General features: G+C 66.8%; 16 protein-coding genes. 7 read left to right on the top strand and 9 right to left on the bottom strand.

Annotated elements, in window-relative coordinates; all coding sequences use genetic code 11:
* From FNL14_RS13145 to FNL14_RS13135, 3 genes are all read left to right on the top strand, one after another.
* The coding region (locus tag FNL14_RS13145) for an acetylxylan esterase (RefSeq protein ID WP_142060719.1) at positions 1–1,233 on the top strand (1,233 nt) is incomplete at its 5' end.
* Positions 1,234–1,380: 147 nt separating this feature from the next.
* On the top strand, positions 1,381–3,489 hold the full coding sequence (locus FNL14_RS13140; protein WP_142060717.1) for a DUF6807 family protein: 2,109 nt from the start codon (positions 1,381–1,383) through the stop codon (positions 3,487–3,489).
* A complete protein-coding gene (locus FNL14_RS13135; protein ID WP_142060715.1) occupies positions 3,486–4,634 on the top strand; it encodes a Xaa-Pro peptidase family protein in 1,149 nt (382 codons plus the stop codon). The genes FNL14_RS13140 and FNL14_RS13135 overlap by 4 nt, the downstream gene beginning before the upstream one ends.
* 183 nt (positions 4,635–4,817) lie before the next feature.
* On the opposite strand, the gene FNL14_RS13130 is transcribed toward FNL14_RS13135, so the two are convergent.
* From FNL14_RS13130 to FNL14_RS13110, 5 genes are read right to left on the bottom strand one after another with little or no spacing between them, the layout of a single operon-like run.
* On the bottom strand, positions 4,818–6,269 hold the full coding sequence (locus FNL14_RS13130) for an aldehyde dehydrogenase (NADP(+)) (protein WP_142060713.1): 1,452 nt from the start codon (positions 6,267–6,269) through the stop codon (positions 4,818–4,820).
* Between the two features lie 52 nt (positions 6,270–6,321).
* Positions 6,322–7,425, bottom strand: coding sequence for a mandelate racemase/muconate lactonizing enzyme family protein (locus tag FNL14_RS13125; protein WP_142060711.1), 1,104 nt, complete (start codon positions 7,423–7,425; stop codon positions 6,322–6,324).
* Entirely contained in the window at positions 7,425–8,330 is a 906-nt protein-coding gene (locus FNL14_RS13120) for a 5-dehydro-4-deoxyglucarate dehydratase (protein WP_142060709.1), read from the bottom strand. Before FNL14_RS13120 ends, FNL14_RS13125 begins: the two co-directional genes overlap by 1 nt.
* A complete protein-coding gene (locus FNL14_RS13115) occupies positions 8,327–9,292 on the bottom strand; it encodes an NAD(P)-dependent oxidoreductase (protein WP_142060707.1) in 966 nt (321 codons plus the stop codon). Before FNL14_RS13115 ends, FNL14_RS13120 begins: the two co-directional genes overlap by 4 nt.
* A 27-nt stretch (positions 9,293–9,319) precedes the next feature.
* Positions 9,320–10,759, bottom strand: a complete 1,440-nt coding sequence (locus FNL14_RS13110) for a Gfo/Idh/MocA family oxidoreductase (protein ID WP_142060705.1) — start codon at positions 10,757–10,759, stop codon at positions 9,320–9,322.
* Between the two features lie 377 nt (positions 10,760–11,136).
* On the opposite strand from FNL14_RS13110, the gene FNL14_RS13105 reads away from it, so the two are divergent.
* Entirely contained in the window at positions 11,137–12,171 is a 1,035-nt protein-coding gene (locus tag FNL14_RS13105) for a LacI family DNA-binding transcriptional regulator (protein ID WP_142060703.1), read from the top strand.
* Positions 12,172–12,259: 88 nt separating this feature from the next.
* Here FNL14_RS13105 and FNL14_RS13100 read toward each other — a convergent pair whose 3' ends face one another.
* Complete coding sequence (locus tag FNL14_RS13100; protein WP_142060701.1) at positions 12,260–12,970, bottom strand: FadR/GntR family transcriptional regulator; 711 nt, start codon at positions 12,968–12,970, stop codon at positions 12,260–12,262.
* Positions 12,971–13,075: 105 nt separating this feature from the next.
* Between FNL14_RS13100 and FNL14_RS13095 the strand changes: the two genes are divergently transcribed.
* Positions 13,076–14,425, top strand: a complete 1,350-nt coding sequence (locus tag FNL14_RS13095; RefSeq protein ID WP_142060699.1) for an alpha-hydroxy acid oxidase — start codon at positions 13,076–13,078, stop codon at positions 14,423–14,425.
* 21 nt (positions 14,426–14,446) lie between these two features.
* Here the strand turns inward: FNL14_RS13095 and FNL14_RS13090 are convergent, their stop codons facing one another.
* On the bottom strand, positions 14,447–15,061 hold the full coding sequence (locus FNL14_RS13090; RefSeq protein ID WP_142060697.1) for a helix-turn-helix transcriptional regulator: 615 nt from the start codon (positions 15,059–15,061) through the stop codon (positions 14,447–14,449).
* 89 nt (positions 15,062–15,150) lie between these two features.
* Positions 15,151–16,362 carry an acetoin utilization protein AcuC gene (locus FNL14_RS13085; RefSeq protein WP_142060695.1) on the bottom strand — a complete coding sequence of 404 codons (1,212 nt, stop codon included), beginning with the start codon at positions 16,360–16,362 and terminating at the stop codon, positions 15,151–15,153.
* 104 nt (positions 16,363–16,466) lie between these two features.
* Here FNL14_RS13085 and FNL14_RS13080 point away from each other — a divergent pair, with 104 nt between their 5' ends.
* Both FNL14_RS13080 and FNL14_RS13075 read left to right on the top strand, forming a co-directional pair.
* Entirely contained in the window at positions 16,467–17,900 is a 1,434-nt protein-coding gene (locus FNL14_RS13080; protein WP_091422538.1) for a TrkH family potassium uptake protein, read from the top strand.
* Between the two features lie 40 nt (positions 17,901–17,940).
* Positions 17,941–18,579 (top strand): TrkA family potassium uptake protein, encoded by a 639-nt coding sequence (locus FNL14_RS13075; protein ID WP_170850877.1) that lies wholly within the window; start codon positions 17,941–17,943, stop codon positions 18,577–18,579.
* Between the two features lie 118 nt (positions 18,580–18,697).
* Here the strand turns inward: FNL14_RS13075 and proC are convergent, their stop codons facing one another.
* On the bottom strand, positions 18,698–19,531 hold the full coding sequence (proC, locus tag FNL14_RS13070; RefSeq protein WP_142060693.1) for a pyrroline-5-carboxylate reductase: 834 nt from the start codon (positions 19,529–19,531) through the stop codon (positions 18,698–18,700).
* Between the last annotated feature and the right edge of the window lie 71 nt (positions 19,532–19,602).

The raw sequence follows: 19,602 nt of genomic DNA, 5'->3' as shown, positions 1-19,602 counted from the left end.
CACCCACCCCGGCCCAGCGCGATCGCCGGCTACGAGGACTGGCCTGCCTACGTCCAGAAACACCCTCGGCACCAGGCTGCCAGCGCGTCGGCCCAGGAACTCGCGGACGCCCTGGGCGTGCCCGGCTTGTCTGGCGTGCTGGGTGTTCCCACCGAGCCCAGCGTTCCCAGCGGCCCCGAAATGCCCCACGCACCCGCTGCACCGCCGTCGCCGGACGTGACCGTCCACTGGGAGGAAACGTACGACGGCGTCACCACCTCCCAGCTCAGCTGGCAGCTGGGCTTCGGTCCCCGCACCACTGGCTGGCTGATTCGCCCGGCCGGCGCTGCGGGTCCCCTGCCCGGAATCCTGGCGCTGCACTGTCACGGCGGCAACAAGTTTGGTGGCGCCGACCGGCTGGTGGAACTTCCGGAGTCCCATCCCTCCGCGGAAAAAGCGAGAACCGGACACTACGACGGCCACGCGCTCGCCACGGACATCGCACGCCGCGGCTTCGCGGTCCTGGCCCACGACACCTTCGCCTGGGGCAGCCGACGCTTCAACCTCGACGTGCCACCGTGGCGGACGGCCTCCGCACTTGAGGCGCGTCAGGCGCAATGGCGCGAGGACGGCGTAGCTGCCTCCGACGCAGACGTGTACAACGCCGCAGCCGGATTCCACGAGGACACCGTAGCCAAAACCGCGGGCCTGCTGGGCACCAGCCTGGCCGGCATGGTGGCCCACGACGACCTCGCAGCCCTGGAGATCCTCGCTGGACTGCCGGATGTGGACCAGGACAGGCTGGGCTGCATCGGTTTCTCAGGCGGCGGTGGCCGCTCCCTGACCCTCGCGGCGCTGAGTCCCAGGATCCGGAGCTACGTGGTGACCTGCATGATGACCACGTTCCAGTCGCTGCTGCCCGCCCACCTGGACGCGCATTCCTGGCTGCTGCAGACTCCAGGCCTGTGGCGCCTGGGTGACTGGCCGGAGCTGACCGCAAGGTCAGCGGCCAGCCGGCTGCTGGTGCAGTACGCACTGGCTGACGAACTCTTTCCCGAAGACGGCGTGCGCCAGGCCCACACCATTCTCGAGTCGCTGCACCCACCGGGAACCTACACCGGAAGCTTCTGGCCCGGCGGCCACGTGTTCACCTCCGGGATGCAGGAGGAAGCACTCGATTTCCTTGCCGCGACGCTGCACCACCCATCATCCACTGCAGAATCCAGCATCAGCCGCCATTCCACCTCTAGTTAGCAATCCCCCCAGCTTCCAATCCACCTCCGTTAGCCCTTCCTCGCCTTCCAAACCACCTTCAAATGGCTATCCCAGTCAGTCGCCCCCTTCAATTTCAAACTTTCCCTTCAGTTCACCCTTCCCCTTCTGTAACCAAGGACCTTCCTCATGACTCGACCATCCGCCACCGCGGAAAACAGCACCCACCCGGCTGGGGGCACTCCTCCCGCCCCTGCCGCCCCTGCCGTTCCCCGCATAGCCCTGGTAGGCGTCCACGGCTTCGGTGCACGGCACCTGGCCAATCTGGCGCGACTCGAGGAAGCCGGCGCCGTCGAGCTTGTTGCCGTGGCGGACCCGAACCCGCCGGCGGAGGGCCGGCTGGCAGAGTCAGTAGCCGTTTTCGATGACCTGGCGCAGCTGCTGGCAGCAGACCCGGGCGTCGACGTCGTCATTCTTGCCACCCCCATCCAGACCCATGCTCCCTTGGCACTCGCCGCCCTGTCAGCGGGCAAGGACGTCTATGTGGAAAAGCCGCCGGTGGCCTCACTCGCCCAGTTCGAGGAGGTGCTGACGGCGGCCGAGGCCGCAGGCCGGCTGGTCCAGGTGGGCTTCCAAAGCTTGGGCTCCCACGCGCTGCCCGCCATCCGGACCGTCGTGGAAGCCGGCGGCATCGGCGATGTCCTCGGGCTGAGCGCACAGGGGCAGTGGGTGCGGAGCAAGGCCTACTTCAAGCGGTCACGCTGGGCCGGGAAGCGCAGCCTGGACGGCATCGACGTTGTGGACGGCGTGGCCACCAATGCCCTCGCACACGCGGTGGCCACGGCCCTCCACATGGCGGGAGCCCGGACCATTGCCGACGTGGAGTCGGTGGACACGGACCTGTACCGGGCACACGGCACCGAGAGCGACGACACCTCCATCCTTCGCGTGCGCACCGCCGCCGGCACCACGCTGCTCTGCGGCCTGACGCTGTGCGCACCCGACCAGCAGAACCCGTCTGTGACTGTGCATGGCACTTTGGGTGAGATCACCCTGTTCTACACCGAAGACGAGGTGCTTATCAGCACCGCCGACGGCGAGCGCCGTGAGACTTTCGGCAGGACCGACTTGCTGGAGAACCTGCTGGACGCGCGGTCCACCGGCGCCGCGCTGCTGTGTTCCCTGCCCCACACCGGCGCCTTCACCACCGTCCTGGAAGCCATCCGCACTGCACCTGCACCGCAGCAGATCGGCCCGGAGCACATCACCTGGGAAGGCGAGGGCGACGATGCCCATCCGGTAGTACATGGAATCGGGCCTTTGCTGGAGCGTGCCGCCAAAGCCCAGGCCACTTTCGCTGAACTGGGCGTCCCGTGGGCGGGAAAGCTGCCGCCGGCCCGCACCATGACGCTGGACGGGCACGAGGTGGCGGAGTACCAGGATGGCAGCCGCATCCGCGCTGTCTCTTCCCCGCGACCCTACCTGCACCCCGTCCGGACCCGTTCGGGAATAGTGGTCACGGACCACCAGCCGCTGGACCACGTCTGGCACCTCGGCGTCGGCGTGGCCTTGCAGGACGTGGACAGCATCAATTTCTGGGGCGGTCGTACTTACACCCGTGCGGCCGGCCAGTACATCTGGCGCCCGGACCACGGCACTATCACGGCAACCTCGGTTGAGGAGACGGCTGCCGCAGCAGGCGGTCAGGAGGGCCGGCTGCAGGAGACGCTGAGCTGGAACGGGCCCGACGGCGCCCCGGTCCTGGCCGAGGAGCGCACCTGGACCTGGTCCGGCGTCAGCCCGTCCACCTGGCAGCTGTCCCTGGACTTCGCCCTCTCCCCTGCCGGCGACCAGCCAGTCAGCCTGGGCAGCCCGGGCTCCAATGGCCGGCACGAAGGCGGCTACGGCGGGTTTTTCTGGCGGTTGCCCGAGTGCGAAGGCGCCAGGGTGTGGACGCCGGAGGGCGAAGGCGAGTCGCGCGTGCACGGTTCAGTGACGCCCTGGCTCGCTTGGTCCGGAAAGTTCGGGACGGAACCTTTGGCGGCCGGACAGTCCGACGACGGCACGTCAGTTGGCAGCGCCACGCTCGTTTTTGTGGCGGCGGCGGAATCCAGGGACCCCTGGTTCGTCCGGGTGGACGGCTATCCGGGAGTGGGCCAGTCACTGGCGTGGGACACCCCGGTCATCGCTGAACCCGGCCAGCCCGTCCAGCGCAGCATCACCGTATTTGTGGCCGACGGCATCCTGGACACAGCAGACATCGAAGCATTGATCAACCGGCAGGGGAACCGTTCATGAGCCAGACAACAGCTGACACCACAACGCTTGCGGGCAGAATTGCCCCAGCATCGGCGGAAGACCGCGCCATCAAACGCCGGCGGGTCCTGGACATCCTCGATGCGAAGGGCCGGGACTCCCTGCTGTTGACCACCAACACGGCGCTGACCTGGTACCTGGACGGCAGCCGGGTCCACATCAGCCTGGCCGGCGATCCGATCGCTGCCCTCCTCGTGGACCGCGACGGCGACCACCTCGTCACCTTCAACAACGAAGCCGGCCGTATCGCCGCCGAAGAACTGCCCGCCGACGTCACGCTGCATTCCGTGCCCTGGTACGGCAACCTGCACGAGGCTGCTGCCGCCGTCGGGAATGCTGCAGGCGGCCCAGTTGGAAGTGGCACTGCTGGAGCTGGCATGGCACCGCTGGCCGAAGCAGACGCGGCGGCTGAACTGCGTGCGGCCCGCCAGCAACTCCTCCCCGCGGAGAGCGCGCGCTACGCCCAGCTCAGTGGCGAGGTGGCCGTGATCATGACGGATGTGCTCGCGGCGGCCCGGCCGGAAACCATCGAGTTTGAGTTGGTGTCCGCCCTCGCCGCCCGCGTTGTTGCGGCCGGCGCAGAGCCGCTGGTCCTGTTGTGCAACGGCAGCAGCCGCAGCGGATTCCGGCACCCGCTGGCCACGCACTCGCCCCTCGGCCGCCGTGCCATGGCTGTGGTGTGTGCCCGCAGGGACGGCCTGGTCGCGAACATCACCCGTTGGGTAAGGTTCGACGGCGGCACACCGGAAGAGCGGGACGCCGAGGCACGTATTGCAGCGGTTGAGGCCGACATTTTCGACGCCACCGTCCCCGGTGCCCGGCTGGACAGGATCTTTGCCGAGATCAAGGCAGCGTACGCCCGGCACGGCTTCGGTCCGGACCAATGGGAACAGCACCACCAGGGCGGCCCCGCGGGCTATGCAGGCCGGGATCCCCGCGTCACCGCATCCGCAACGGACACTGTTGTCCTCAACCAGGCCTTCACCTGGAACCCGTCCGGACCCGGCGTCAAGATCGAAGACACAGTCCAGCTCACCGCCTCAGGCCTGCAGGTCCTTACTGTCGATCCGCGCTGGCCCGTGACAACGGTGAACGGCCTCCAGCGGCCGGCGACTCTCCAGCTCTAATCAAACGCTCTCTCACTTAATGCGCTAAAACGCGAAACGCTCTCTCAGTCGTAACCGGAGTACCGGCAAACGCCTGAGAGAGCGTTTCGTTTAGCCCCACATCAACTGATGGAGCGTTGGATTTATTGCCACATCAAGTGATAGAGCGTTGGGTTTATAGCCACATCAAGTGAGAGAGCGTTACTAGGGGAGGATGAGGTCGCCGTCCACGCGGCGCGGGATGCCCAGTGGGTTGCTCTCCACCAGCGCCGGGTGCAGGACCGACTCCGGTGCGTCCTGGTAGGCGACCGGACGCTGGAACCGGCGGAGCGCCGTCGCGCCCACCGAGGTGAAGAGCGAGGTGGTGGCCGGGTAGGGGCCGCCGTGCTGCTGTGCCCAGTTGACGGCCACGCCGGTGGGCCAGCCGTCGAAGAGCACGCGGCCTGCGAGTTCAGACAATTGCTCCGCAAGCGCGGAAACGTCCTCCCCAGGCTGGGCGTGCACTGTGGCCGTGAGACTGCCCGGAACCTTGGCCAGCACCGCCGACAGCTCCGCCCGGTCCGTGTATTCGATCAGCATGGTGGTGGGGCCGAAGCACTCTTCCAGCAGCTGCCCGGGATTTTCCAGAACCTTCGCGGCCGTAGTGGAAAAGACCACCGGGGCTGCACCGTTGGCCACGGCGTCCTGGTCCACAGTGCCGCTGACAACCTCAACACCCAGCACCGATGCAAAGCTCCGCAAGCCGTCCGGGTAGGCCTCGGCAATACGGCTGGTGAGCATCCCCAGGGCCGGCTTACCCTTGCTGGCCTCCGCCACCTGTGCGGCGAAATCCGTTCCGGCCGGGATGAAGACCAGCCCCGGCTTGGTGCAGAACTGACCGGCGCCCAGAGTGAAAGAGCCAGCGAGCCCTTCAGCAAGAGTGGCGGAGCGTTCTGCCAGCGCTGCCTCGGTGACCACCACCGGATTCAGGCTGCCCAGTTCGCCGTAGAACGGGATAGGCTCCGGGCGGGATGTTGCGAGGTCAAAAAGGGCACGGCCGCCGGGGATGGAGCCGGTGAAGCCCACGGCTTTGATGGCCGGATCCTGCACCAGCGCCGTTCCCACCTCCCGGCCGGATACCAAGGCGAAGATTCCTTCCGGCGCTCCGGCGTTACGCAGTGCCTCAGCCACAATTTCAGCGGTCCGTTCCGAGAGGCGCAGGTGGCCGGAGTGGGCTTTGACGATCACGGAGCAGCCCACGGCCAGCGCCGAGGCGGTGTCGCCGCCGGCTACAGAGAACGCGAACGGGAAGTTCGACGCCGAAAATACCGCCACCGGCCCAATGGGCCGGAGGATACGGCGAAGGTCGGGCGTGGGTGGAGTGGCGTCCGGGTTGGCGTGGTCGATTACTGCTTCGAGGTAGGAGCCCTCGGTAATCACGCGGGCGAACAGGCGCAGCTGGCCGGTGGTCCTGGCCACTTCGCCGGTGAGGCGGGTGGTGCCCAGGCTGGTCTCGGCATCGGCGATTTCCACCAGCTCGGCGGCGTTGGCGTCCAAAGCATCAGCCACGGCGGTGAGCCAGCCGGCCCGCTGGGCATCGGAGGCAGCCGCCGAGACTTTGGCAGCGTCCGTGGCCGCGGCCGTCAGCTCGGACAATGAGAGGATTGCAGTTGTCACGTCAGGTACCTGTTCTGTGGATGTGCGTTCTTCAGTGGGGCGTGTCGCAAACTTACGGTGCGTCCCGGAAACGGAAGCCGAGCCCCGGCTGGTCCCCGAGCGTCACCCGGCTGTTGCTGAAACGGACCGGCGACGGGCCGGCCAGGATCCCCAGCTGTTCAAAGGATGCCTCCTCCACGTCCTCCACCAGGGTGGGCTCCGCGAGCGTCAGCGCCAGCTGCCCGGACAGCTCCGGCAGCAGGTGCGGCATCACCTTGATGCTGTTGGTCCGTGCAAGCTCAACAATGCGCCGGAACGGGGTGATTCCACCCACCCGGATGATGTTGGGCTGGATGATGTCCACCGCTTCCGCCTCAATGAAATCCCGGAAGCGGTAGATGGTGTGGAGGTTTTCACCCAGGGCGATCGGCACCGGCGAGTGCTTGCGGAGCCTCCGGTAGGCCCACAGGTCCTCCGCCCGGATGGGTTCCTCCAGCCATTCGAGCCCGAACTCGGACAGGACATCGAGGGCCCGGAGTGTGGTGGGAAGGTCCCAGCGCTGGTTCGCATCGATCATCAGCTTCCGGCCCGGACCCAGGACGGAGCGGACGGCGGCCACTCGTTCGGCGTCCTCGCGGATGTCCGGCTTGCCCACCTTGATCTTCACGGCATGGTGGCCCGCGGCGACCCACCGTTCGGTCTGGGCCACCAACTCGTCGAGGCTGTAGTGCAGGTTTACCCCGGAGCCGTAGACCTCGGCGGACTCCTGCCGCTGGCCAAGGAATCCGGTAACGGAGGTGCCGGCGCGGGTAGCTTGAAGGTCCCACAGAGCCAGGTCGACGCCGGCCATTGCAATAGTGGTCAGTCCCCCGCCGCCGGCCTCGTGCAGCCGTTTCCACAGTGCGTCCCAGACCACCTCGGGATTGGCGGGCAACCCGGCGACGAAAGGGGCGATGTCGTGGTCCAGCAGTGCCTTAACTGCCTGGGGTCCAATGGTGGGCGTCCAGGAAAAACCGTGCCCCGCGCCGCCGTCGTCCGTGTGGACCTGCGTGACGATGACGTGGTTCTCCGGCGCCTCCACGCCCCAGCTGCGGCGCAGCGGAACGGTGATGAGCCGGGTGGACAGGCCCGTGATGCGCGGTACCGTGCGGACCGCTTCGGCGGCCAGGGCACCCATCAGCGGCCGGCCAGCTCGTAGCCCTTGGCGAGGATGGCCTTCAGTTGCACGAGCTGCTCTTCGGTGGGGTCAACCAGGGGCGGGCGTACGGACCCGACAGGCAGGCCGCCCAGGCGCAGGCCTGCCTTAATGAGGGAAACACCGAAGCCCGGAGTCTGGTCGCGCAGGCGGACCAGCGGAGCGTAGAAGCCTTCCAGCAGTGCGTTGCGCCGCTCTTCGTCACCGGCGATGTAGGCGTCGTAGTAGGCCTTGGCGATTTCCGGGGCCATGGCAAACGCGGCGGAGGAGTACAGCGGGATGCCAAGGCCGCGGTAGGCGCCCTGGGTCAGTTCGGCAGTCAGGAGGCCGTTGAAGAACGCGAAGTCCTCGCGCCCGGTCGCGCGGACCGCGGACACGATTTCCTGTGCCAGGCCCACATCGCCGAGGCCGTCCTTGAAGCCGATGACCTTGGGGTTGGCGGCCAGCCGCGCCATCGAGGCCGCGGTGAACTTGGCGTTGCCGCGGTGGTACACGATCACCGGCAGGCTGCTGGCGTCGGCCACCGCTTCGATGTACGCAACCAGCCCGTCGGTGGGCCCCGTGACCAGGTAGGGCGGCAGCACCAGGAGAGCGTCAGCGCCGGCTTCTTCCGCAACGCGGGCGGCGGCAAGGGCATGGCCGAGAGGTCCGCCGGCTCCGGCAACCACCGGCACCTTTCCGGCAACAACCTCGACGGCGGCCGTCACCACGGTGCGGACCTCCTCGATACTGAGGGCATGGAATTCACCGGTGCCGCAGGCGGGGAAAACGCCCCCCGGCCCGAAAGGAAGGCGCGAGCTGATGTGCTCCTTGAGCAGTTCCACGTCCACGACGCCTTCGGCCGTGAACGGGGTGACGGGAAAAAACAGTACGCCGTCGAATTTCATGGTGTCTCCTTGGCTCCGCTGCCGGCAGTGACCAGCGCGGAGTTCTCGTCGTTGAGGGTGGGGTGGGACTTAAGTTCTGTGCGCCAGCTGCGCGTGGGCTGCCAGCCCAGGAGTTCCTGCGCCTTGGCGATGGAGAAGGCCGGGCTGGTGCCGGTCAGGCCGGCGCTGATTGCTTCGCTTCCGGGCAGGAACCTGGGCATCAGCTCAGCCAGGGGTGCCGTGGCCAGGGCGTCAGCCGCCCCCACGAAGAAGGTTTCCCCGTTAGGGATGGACGGCATCTTCGCCAACAGCAGGTCCAGGAAGTCCGCCACGTCGCGGGCATCCACGTAGTTGAACAGCGCGGGTGCGGACAGGGCGGGATCGGCCAGCCGTTCGGCGAGGGTGTGGCCCTGCTGGGTTGGCGCGCCCTCCCATTCCTCCGGGGAGATCACGAAGCAGGGGCGGAAGGCCGCGTAGCGGATCTTCTCTCCCTGTGCTGCGGCGAACGCCTGAACGGTCTGCTCGGCGATGAGCTTGGACAGCGCGTACGCGTTCCACGGCTTCGGCGGCGTCCGCTCGTCCAGCGGGAACGACGGCGGCAGCCAGCCCGCCGGTGAGCCATAGCCCAGCACCGTGGGGCTGCTGGCCGTCACGATCTTCGGGACGCCCACTTCCGTCGCTGCGCTGACCACGGCGAAGGCGAGCCGGGTGTTCGTGGCGAAAATGACGTCCTCTGGCGCGCTGAACGGTACCGCGATGGCTGCGAGGTGGATGACGGCGTCGGGCGTGGTTTCGCGGAGGAGGCGCAGAGCCTCGCCCGGGGCCAGGAGGTCTGCGGTTTCCTGCACCACCCCGGCCGGCAGCTGGTCAGCCGGAACGGCATCCCGGTCCACCGAAATCACGTGGTGGCCCTTTTCGGCGAGCCCGGCCACAACGCTGCGGCCCAGGCGGCCGGAGCCGCCAGTGACAAAAATCCTGCTCATGTTATTCCTTGGGGTCCGGTGCTGCGGTTACTTGCCGCGGCGGAGGTCGACGCCGAGATCCAGGTCCTCGATGCGTACGGGCAGGGAGGTTTCCAGGGAGCGGTTGCCGGCAATACCCACGGAGACCGAGCGGAGCCCGTCCAGGTAGCCGGACGGACGGCCCAGCGGGTCCTCGCCCGGGCCGTTGAAGAGGTCGGAGAGCAGGAGCTCGTCGCCGCCGCCGTGGCCGCCTTCGCCGTTGACGATGGGCACCTCGTAGGCTGCCTCCCAGTGGCGCTGGACCACCAGGCGTTCGCCGTTGCGGCGGATGGCGTCTTCTTCATCGATGGGCGTTGCGCTGGGGTCAACCACGGTCTTTTTGTCCGTGCTGCTGGTGACCGCGGCGCGTTCCACAACCTCAAGCTCGGCCCGGCCTTCGGTGCCGTTGACGGCAACACGGTAGCCCTCCCAGGGGCTGTGGGCGTTCAGGGAGTAGCTCAGGCGCGGCCCGCCCTGGTACTCCACTACCAGCGCGAGGTTGTCCTCGATGGTGATGCCGCCGGTGAAGACGTCCTGGTCGCGCCGGTAGCCGTCATAGTGCTCGTTGTCCAGGAAGAGGGCCTTGAGCCGCTCGTCCTCGCGCAGGTCCAGGGTGAAGGGATCCTTCTCCGCCGTCGCCGGGGCATCGGCGTCGGGAGTGCCGCGCTCCGGGCGGGGGCCCAGGCCGCGCTCGGCGGCGTTCTTGTCGCCGTAGAACTTGAGTCCGCCGGAGGCGAAGACACGCTCGGGGACGTCGTCGATCCACCAGTTCACCAGGTCGAAGTGGTGCGAGGCCTTGTGGATGAGCAGACCCCCGGAGTTCTTCTTCTCACGGTGCCAGCGGCGGAAGTAGTCAGCGCCGTGAACCGTGTCCAGGACCCAGCTGAAGTCGATGGAGGTGACCTTGCCGATCACGCCGCTCTGGATGATTTCCTTCAGCGCACTGTTGCGCGGCGAGTAGCGGTAGTTGAAGGTAACCACCACGTTGCGGCCGGTCTCGTGCACGGCCTGGGTGATCCGACGGCAGCCCTCGGCGTCGATGGTGAGGGGCTTTTCGACGACGACGTCCGCTCCGGCGCGGAGGCCCTCCACGATGTAGTCGGCATGGGTGTAGTCAGGCGTGGTGACGATGACGCGGTCGATGCTGTTGGCCTGGATGAAGGCGGTGAGGTCTGCTGGATCAAAGGAGGCGACGGGTCCCGGCGCGCCGAGTTCCTGGATGAGCTGCTGGTAGAACTCCACCCGGCCCGGGTTCACGTCCGAGAATGCGACGAGTTCAGCGGTGTCGGCGTGCTTGCCGAAGATGGCCCGGATGTACATCTCGGAGCGCCCGCCGGTGCCGATCAGCGCGATGCGGGCCTTCCCGCCACGTCCAGCGCCCAGGGCTGTGGTGGTGTCAGCGGCTGTTGCCGCCCCGGCAGCAGTACTCGACTCGGCTGTGTTGACCATAAGGGGTGCCTTTCGGAAGGTATTACCTGGCCGCGCCGGCGGCCTCTGACATTCAATCTGTGGCGCTCTGCTGCACCCGTCCAAGAAAGCGTTTTCTCAGATCACTAATAGATTTGTACCAACCGGAACCTCCATCCGTCAACCATTATCAGCATTGAGAGAAAGCGTTTTCTAATCCTGTGGCCATCCCCGCTGGACTGGAGAGCCCAAAACTTGTGGGAAAACTTGGGAAAAGGTTAGAAATCGCTTTCCCGTTGCGTTATATGCTGGCAGTAGTCCGTCGGGAAAAGGCGGCAGGACCCTGCCACGGCAGCAGAAATACCATGGCAGCAGCACGCGCAGGGCTTCAGGCCCGCAGCGCCTAGGAAGGGACCACAATGGTCAGGAGATCGGCAACCGGCAGGATTGGCATCGCGGATGTTGCCGTGAAGGCTGGGGTTTCCCATGCCACCGTGTCCCGGGTCATGAACGGGAATTTCACCGTGGACCCGGATATCGCCGCCCGCGTCCGCGCGGCCGCTGCAGAACTGAAGTACCAGCCCAACCCGGTGGGCCGCAGTCTGGCACTGGGCAAGACCGACACCATCGGGATTGTGGTCCCGGACCTCGCGAACCCTACGTTCCAGGCAATCCTGCGCGGCCTGAGCCGGGCCGCCGCGCAGGACGGCTACCGCGTACTCATCGCCGACTCCTTCGAGGTGTCCAGCGAAGAAGCCATCCTCGCCGGCGAGGCCCGCCGGCGCTGCGACGGCCTGGTGTTGTGTGCGCCCCGCATGACGGACGCCGAGCTGGAGGAGATTGCGCCCTCTCTGAACCCCCTGGTGTTGATCAACCGGACCACGGCGGCGCCGGATGTTCCCAGCCTGGTGGTGGACTACGGACAGGGCGTGCAGGACCTCGCCGAACACCTCGTGGACCTCGGCCACACACGCCTGGCATTCCTTGCCGGGCCGCCGCGCAGCGCCTCCAACGGCATGCGGCTCAAGGGCCTGGAAGCGTTTATGGCTGCCCATCCGCAGGTGGATGTCCGCATGCTTGAAGGCGGTTCGGACTTCGACACCGGACACGGTGCCGTGGACGCCGTGCTGGAAAGCGGCGCTACGGGGATCCTTGCCTTCAACGACTTGGTGGCCATGGGCCTGATGAGCGGGCTGCATGAGCGCGGGCTCGATGTTCCGGGCGATATCTCCGTCACCGGCTTCGACGACATCCCTTTCGCCAAATACACCACCCCGGCCCTTACTACGGCAGCCGTTCCCATCACCGAGCTGGGTGAGCAGGCCTGGCACCAACTCCGCGCGCTGATCCGCAAAGAGCACAACGACGCTCCGGGCAGCCGGTACCAGCCGCGGCTCCAGGTCAGGGCCAGCAGCGGGCCGGCCAAGGCGCCGCGCTCAGCGGTGCACGGCTAACCGCCTGCTCCAAACTCCTGGAGTTTTGGGGCAGATATGCGGACTTGAACGGCATCCGAGTCTGCATATCTGCCCAAAAATCCGATGGTCAGGGACGGGCCGGTACCGTATCTCCGGAGCCCACCCCCGCCTCCCTGTAGTAGCCCTCGATATGGGCGGCAACAAGCTTCGCCGCCCGTTCGCCGTCGTCACTCCGAACCGCGGCCAGGATGTTGTGGTGCTCCGCCCGGAGCCGGTCTGCCATGGTGTCCCAGTCCGGCAGATTGCCCGTGAGCCGGGACGCGTAACCGGTGATGGATTCGCGCAGGGAGCCCATCATCGCGCTGACCACGGCGTTGCCGGCAGCGTCCGCAAGAGCCAGGTGGAAACGGACATCCAGGGCCAGGAACTCATCCACGCCTACCGCGTCGGCATCCATCTCCTCCAAGAGCCTGGCGGCCCGGCCCAGCTCCGGCGAATCCGGCCTGGCATGGGACACAGCCCAGGACTCGAGCAGCACGCGCGTTTCCACAATGTCCGCCACGGGCAGGTGCTGCGTGGCCACATGCAGCCGCAGGGCCGAGCCGAGTGCCGCCGTCGGATCCGAGATGACAACTGTCCCGGCGTCGGGGCCTGACCCAACTCCGGCCCGCACCACGCCCATCGCCTCAAGGATCCTGATGGCCTCGCGGACGGAGGTGCGGGACACCCGCAGCTGCTCGGCGAGGGAACGCTCTGCGGGCAGCCGTCCGCCTACTGCCAGGCGCCCCTCGGAAAGCTCGGTCTCAATCCAGCTGAGGACAAGTTGGTGGGTCTTCATGGAGCAATAGTAGTTGATGTGGTTGGACCACATGCCCTAGAGTGTGGTTAGACCACAGCCGGTCCGTGCACCAAGGACCCTGCCCACGGCCCAACGGAGGACGCCATGACCCACACCATCCAGCCCAACAACCCGGAAACCACGCCTGCACCGGACGCGACCGACATTCCGGCCGCGCCAGCCGGGACCCCCACCGGCAGCCCGGCCCCCGCAGCCTCCGCCGTGCCCGCTGCGTTGAAGCGCCGCATTCCCAAATACTCCGACCTTGCACCCCTCATGCAGTTCAAGAAGCCCGAGTTCAGCAAGGAAGCCAGGCTCAAGCGGGCCAGCACCATCTGGGAACTGCGGGACATCGCCAAGCGCCGCACCCCGCAGGCCCCCTTCGACTACACCGACGGCGCTGCCGAAGAGGAAATCACCCTGGGCCGCGCCCGACAGGCTTTCCTCGACATCGAATTCCGCCCCGGCATCCTGCGTAACGTCTCCAGCATCGACCTCAGCACAGAGATCCTCGGCAAGCCCTCCCGCCTTCCCGTGGGCATCGCCCCCACCGGCTTCACCCGGATGATGCAGTCCGAAGGCGAATACGCCGGATCCCAGGCAGCCGAGGCAGCCGGCATCCCCTACACCCTCTCCACCATGGGCACGGCCTCCATCGAGGACGTTGCCGCCGCCGCACCCAACGGGCGCAACTGGTTCCAGCTCTACCTGTGGACGGACCGCGACCGGTCGCTGGAACTGATCGAACGCGCCGCCAAGGCGGGCAACGACACCCTGATGGTCACCGTGGACACCGCAGTGGCCGGCGCCCGCCTCCGCGACGTCCGCAACGGTATGACCATCCCGCCGGCGCTGACGGTTAAGACCGTGCTGGATGCGTCCTACCGCCCCGCCTGGTGGTTCAACTTCCTCACCCACGAGCCGCTGACGTTCGCCTCGCTCTCGCGATACACCGGCACCGTGGCGGACCTGATCAACTCCATGTTCGACCCCACCCTCACCTTCGAGGACCTGGACTGGCTGCGCGAAACCTGGAAGGGCAAGCTGGTGGTCAAGGGCATCCAGACCGTGGAGGACGCCCGCCGCGTGGTGGACCACGGTGCCGACGGTGTGGTCCTGTCCAACCACGGCGGCCGCCAGCTGGACCGTGCGCCCATCCCGTTCCACCTGCTCCCCGAGGTCAAGCAGGCCTTCACCGCGGACAACACCGATGCTGCAATCATGCTGGACACGGGCATCATGAGCGGCGCGGACATCGTGGCCGCCCTGGCCCTGGGCGCCGATTTCACGCTGATCGGACGCGCCTACCTGTACGGACTGATGGCCGGTGGCCGCGCCGGCGTGGACCGCACCCTCCAGATCCTCGAGAAGGACATGGCGCGCACCATGGCGTTGCTCGGCGTCAGCAGGATCTCCGAGCTCACCCCGGACCACGTACGCCTGCTCAACAAGTAGGTCACACCCCAACTGACGGGGCTACTTCTTCCGGCCGAACTTGGGGAGGTTGGGGAGGTTCGCCAGCAGGTCGGCGGCCTTGGTGGCCGCCCGGCCCACTGTGCGGCCGATCTGCTGCGGGACGCTGTCGTCGCTGAGGGCGGCAGCCGTTCCGCCCGGAATAACGACGGCGGGACTCAGGTCGGCGCCGTCGGGCGCCAAGACACCGGCGGAGACAGCGTCCGCTGCCACGGCGTCGGCCATGGCGTGTTCCTTCTCCGGTGCTTCCCGCCGCGGGGCTGGTCCACCGGCTCCTGCCGGGACGATGGGAGCTTCTTCCTCCGGATCTGCAACGCGCGCAGGGGCGGCAGGTGACTTCGCTGCGGGAGCTGCCGAGCCGACGTCGAACGTTTCAAGCCAGCTGGCAATCCCCTCCAGCGGCTCGCGGTTCAGCGCGTAATAACGCTTCTGGCCCTGAGCCCGCATGCTGACCAGCTGTGCTTCACGCAGGACCTTCAGGTGCTTGGAAATGGTGGGCTGGCTAGCTGCCAGTTCCTCCACGAGCTCCCCCACGGCCTTGTCCCCGGAACGAAGGGACGCCAGGATGTCCCGCCGGGTCGATTCCGCTATGACGGCAAATACGTCGTCTGTCACCATGCCTCCCACCCTAGCGACATATACGCCGAAAGGCATCAACTATTTCGCCGGGCCAAGCCATTGGGAAGCGGGCCGGCGGGAGCGGAATTTCAGTCGAACCAGGGGTCCAGACCGTGCAGCGGAAAAACTGCTTTGCGGGTAGCCATGACGGTCCGGTCTACGGCGTCATTGGGGTCGAATCCCACTTCCCAGGACCGCCACCACAGTTCCACGTCATCGCCCATGAGTCCCGGCGCCGAGACGCCGAACTTTTCCGCAACGTACGTCCGCCAGTCCTCCGGCACCGCGGTCCGGAGCGGCACCGGCCTGCCCGCGACGATGGCAATCAGGTGGCTCCATGCCCTGGGAACCACGTGCAGCACGTTGTACCCGCCGCCGCCGGTGGCAATCCAGCGGTTGTCACAGTAACGGGCCGCAAGGTTCCCGACGGCGGTGGCCGCCTCCCGCTGCCCGTCCACACTGAGGTTGAGGTGCGTGAGCGGATCCGTCCGGTGCGAGTCACAGCCATGCTGGCTGACGATGACCTCCGGCTGGAACGCTGCCACAAGCTGCGGGACCACCGCGTGGAAGGCGCGCAGCCAGCCGGCGTCGCCGGTTCCGGAGGGCAGCGCGATATTGACGGCAGTTCCTTCCGCTTCCGGTCCGCCAATCTCGTTGGCGAATCCGGTGCCCGGGAACAAGGTGAGCCCGCTTTCGTGCAGGGACACCGTGAGCACCCGCGGGTCATTCCAGAAAATGCTCTCCGTTCCATCCCCGTGATGGGCATCGACGTCGAGGTAGGCGACCTTCCTGACCCCGCCGTCGAGCAGCCTCTGCACGGCGAGGGCCGCATCGTTGTAAATGCAGAATCCGCTGGCCCGGTCGCGGGAAGCGTGGTGCATGCCGCCGCCGAAATTGACCGCATGCAGTGCTGAGCCGTCCAGGATCTTTGACGCGGCCAGCAGGGAGCCGCCGGCCAGCCTGGCCGCCGCCTCATGCATGCCGGCGAAAGAAGGATCGTCCTCGGTGCCCAGGCCCCGCGACTCATCAATTGCGGAGGGGTCATCGCTGACCCTGCGGACGGCTGCTACAAACTCGGCCGAGTGCACGGACTCGAGCTCGGCGTCAGTGGCGACATAGGGGGCTTCCACGGCCACATGGTCCAGGTCGAACAGCCCCAGGCTGCGGGCCAGGCGGGCGGTAAGGTCCATCCGCTCCGGCGCCATGGGGTGGCCCGGCCCGAAATTGTAGGCGGTCATGTCAGGGCCCCACGCCACCGTCGTTGGCGGCGCGGGCTGGCTGAGACCCGGCAGATATGTCATCAATCACAGGCTACCCGAGCGTGCAGCCTATCCCGCCCGGCCATTACGCGGGCATAAGTGGTTTACTACTGAGGGAAGCAGAACCAACCGAGGAAACGCCACACATGACGCAAAGCCAGTCGAGGCCCCGGAACCCGGCCAGCTGGCACCCCGCCGCTCAGGAGCGGGAGGGCCTCTGGGTCTTCACCCGGGTGCGCGATTTCATTGACGACATTGCCAACACCTCGCCGGCCCGGCTTGCGCTGACTGCATTCGCTGCCGTGTGCCTGGTGTTCACGTTCCTGCTCTCCCTGCCCTTCTCGTCCGCCACCGGCACGGCCACCCCGCTGCACCAGTCCATGTTCACCGCCGTCTCCGCTGTGTGCGTCACCGGCCTGACGGTGGTGTCGACAGCGGTCCACTGGTCCTTTTTTGGCCAGCTGGTGATCCTGATCGGCGTTTTCATCGGCGGCCTCGGCACCCTGACGCTGGCGTCGTTGCTGGCGCTGATGGTGAGCAAGCGGCTCGGCGTGCGGGGCAAGATCATCGCCGCCGAATCCATGAACAACGCCGGCCGCCTCGGGGAAGTGGGAACGCTGCTGCGGATCGTGATCACCACATCAGTGGTCATCGAAGGCATCCTGGCCCTGGCGCTGATCCCCCGCTTCCTGACACTGGGCGAGCCTTTTTTGCAGTCCGTCTGGCACGGCATCTTCTATTCCATCTCGTCCTTTAATAACGCCGGTTTCACCCCGCACTCAGACGGCATCGTGCCCTATGAAACGGACTTGTGGATCCTGGTTCCGCTGATGCTCGGCGTGTTCCTGGGCAGCCTCGGCTTTCCCGTGGTGATGGTCCTGCAGCAGAACGGGCTTAACTGGAAAAAGTGGAACCTGCACACCAAGCTCACCATCCAGGTGTCCTTCATCCTGCTCGCGGCGGGCACCTTCCTATGGGGGCTGATGGAGTGGGACAACGCCAGGACCATCGGCTCCATGGATTTCGGTGACAAGATCACGCATTCCCTGTTCGCCTCGGTGATGACCCGGTCCGGCGGGTTCAACCTCGTGGAGCAGAACCATATGGAATCCACCACGATGCTGCTGACGGACGCGCTGATGTTCGCCGGCGGCGGGTCCGCGTCCACTGCCGGCGGCATCAAGGTCACCACCATCGCCGTGATGTTCCTGGCCATCATCGCTGAAGCGCGCGGCGACGCCGATGTCAAGGTCTACGGCCGGACCATCCCGCAGGGCAGCATGCGCGTCGCCATCTCGGTGATCGTGGCCGGCGCCACCCTGGTTTCGGTGTCCGCATTCCTGCTGCTCCATATCAGCGGCGCTTCCCTGGACCGTGTGCTCTTCGAAACCATTTCCGCCTTCGCCACCGTGGGGCTCAGCACGAACCTCAGTGCCGAGCTGCCGCCGTCGGGCGTTTACGTCCTTACTGCCCTGATGTTCGCCGGCCGCGTCGGCACCGTGACCCTCGCTGCCGGCCTGGCGCTGCGCCAGCGCAGCCAGTTGTACCACTATCCCGAAGAGAGGCCCATCATTGGCTAGTTCCCCAGACGCCCCCCGGCGGCCCGCCCACAATGCTCCGGTGCTGGTCATCGGACTGGGCCGGTTTGGTTCCTCCACTGCCGAGCAGCTGGTCAAACAGGGCCGGGAAGTGCTCGCCATCGAACGGGACCGCAGCCTGGTGCAGAAGTTCGCCCCGCTGCTGACGCACGTGGTGGAGGCCGACGCCACCAACATCGACGCCCTCCGCCAGCTCGGCGCGCAGGAGTTCAGCTCCGCCGTGGTGGGCGTGGGCACGTCCATTGAGTCCTCGGTGCTGATCACCGTCAACCTGGTGGACCTCGGCATCGAGCACTTGTGGGTGAAGGCCATTACGCCCTCGCACGGCAAAATCCTCACTCGCATTGGCGCCAACCACGTGATTTACCCGGAGGCCGACGCCGGTGTCCGGGCCGCGCACCTCGTGTCCGGGCGCATGCTGGACTTCATCGAGTTCGACGACGACTTCGCCATTGTGAAGATGTACCCGCCCCGCGAGACGGTAGGGTTCACGCTGGATGAGTCCAAGGTCAGGTCCAAGTACGGCGTGACGATCGTGGGCGTCAAGTCGCCGGGCGAGGACTTCACCTACGCACGGCCGGAAACCAAGGTCTCGTCCCGGGACATGCTGATCGTGTCCGGGCACGTGGACCTGCTGGAACGCTTCGCCGCCCGTCCCTGAGGTTTCGCTCCCCACCCCGCCCCTAACCTCGCAAGCTCGGCCAGGGAACCCTGCGGGCGTGGGCCCCGGCTCAACCACCGCCGGTGGTTGAGCCTGTCGAAACCCCGTCTTGTCGCGCTTAACCGAGTTGCTTGGTGATCTCCGCTGCCCGGTCCGCTGCCGCGCGTGCGCCGGCGGCGATGATGGACGGAATGCCGCGCTCGTCAAAGGTAGCTATGGCGCGCTCCGTGGTGCCGTTGGGGCTGGTCACCGCTTTGCGCAGGGCCGCCGGGTCCGCCCCCGGCTCGGCGAGCATAAACCCGGCACCGGCTACGGTTTCCCTCGCCAGGAGCAGGGACAGTTCGGCATCGAGGCCCAGCTCCTGGCCCGCCGCTGCCATCGCCTCGGCAAGATAAAACGCGTACGCCGGTCCTGAGCCACTGATGGCGGACAGGGCGTCCACCTGCTCCTCGGGCACCTCAACAACGGTTCCTGCGCCCTGCAGGATGTCCTTGACCTTCTGCAGCTGTTCGGGCGTGCAACTGGTGCCCGGTGAGACCGATACAACGCCGCGCCCCAGTTTGGCAGGGGTGTTGGGCATGGTGCGGATGACCGGTTGGCCGGCCGGGAGGGCAGCCTCCAGCTGGGCGATCGAAACGGCCGCGGCGACGCTCACCACCACCGTGTCCGGGGCGAGGGAGGAGCTGATCTCGCGCGCCAGTTCGGTGATTCCGACCGGCTTGACCCCCAGAATCACGACGGCGGACCCCTTGCTGGCGTGCTTGTTGTTGTCCGGTTCCTCCTCACCGGCGATCGCGGTGATGCCGTGGTGGCGCTCCGCCAGTTCCGCGGCACGCTCGGCACGGCGGACGGTGGCCACGATGTCAGCCGGATCCGTCCCTGCTTCCAGCAGACCGCCGAGGATGGCTTCGTTCATGGACCCACAGCCAAGGAATGCGATTCGGTTGCTCATGGCTCCATCATTGCAGTTTGGCCGGGCGGCTGCCGACCCGCAACAGCAACGCGGGGTCAGATTCGGCCCGA

This window comes from Pseudarthrobacter sp. B4EP4b (assembly GCF_006680095.1).
GTDB lineage: Bacteria > Actinomycetota > Actinomycetes > Actinomycetales > Micrococcaceae > Arthrobacter.
The sequence above is the reverse complement of the archived record's forward strand: the minus strand, read 5'-3'. Positions and strand labels throughout refer to the sequence as shown.